Source organism: Serratia sp. CY74737, from assembly GCF_052166775.1.
In the GTDB taxonomy this organism is placed as follows: domain Bacteria; phylum Pseudomonadota; class Gammaproteobacteria; order Enterobacterales; family Enterobacteriaceae; genus Serratia; species Serratia ureilytica.
This window is the reverse complement of the sequence record NZ_JBJNOF010000039.1, coordinates 1-543: the sequence shown is the minus strand read 5'-3', so window position 1 is coordinate 543 and position 543 is coordinate 1. Positions and strand designations below refer to the sequence as shown.

Genomic DNA, 543 nt, shown 5'->3' with positions numbered 1-543 from the left:
GCTTAACCTTCGGGAGGGCGCTTACCACTTTGTGATTCATGACTGGGGTGAAGTCGTAACAAGGTAACCGTAGGGGAACCTGCGGTTGGATCACCTCCTTACCTAAAGATATTAGTTCGAGTGGCGTGCTCACACAGATTGTCTGATAGAAAGTAACGAGCAGAAATACCTTTATAGGCTTGTAGCTCAGGTGGTTAGAGCGCACCCCTGATAAGGGTGAGGTCGGTGGTTCAAGTCCACTCAGGCCTACCACTTCTTGTAAGTGGAAAAGGTACTGCACGTGACTGTATGGGGCTATAGCTCAGCTGGGAGAGCGCCTGCCTTGCACGCAGGAGGTCAGCGGTTCGATCCCGCTTAGCTCCACCATATAGTCCGGTATTTCAATACTTCAGAGTATATTGGCGACAGTATGCTGCGAAGTATTTTGCTCTTTAACAATCTGGAACAAGCTGAAAATTGAAACATGACGGCTGAAATTTGTCCCTCCGTAGATGTATTGGGATGAAGAGTAACCTGTCATAGAGTCTCTCAAATGTTTGCAGC

General features: G+C 48.1%; 2 tRNA genes and 1 rRNA gene. All 3 read left to right on the top strand.

The window, feature by feature from the left end:
* Positions 1 to 101, top strand: a 16S ribosomal RNA gene (locus ACJ8PE_RS25035); the annotation flags it as partial.
* Between the two features lie 74 nt (positions 102 to 175).
* A tRNA-Ile gene (locus ACJ8PE_RS25030) sits at positions 176 to 252 on the top strand.
* A gap of 38 nt (positions 253 to 290) precedes the next feature.
* Positions 291 to 366, top strand: a tRNA-Ala gene (locus ACJ8PE_RS25025).
* The last annotated feature ends 177 nt before the right edge of the window (positions 367 to 543 follow it).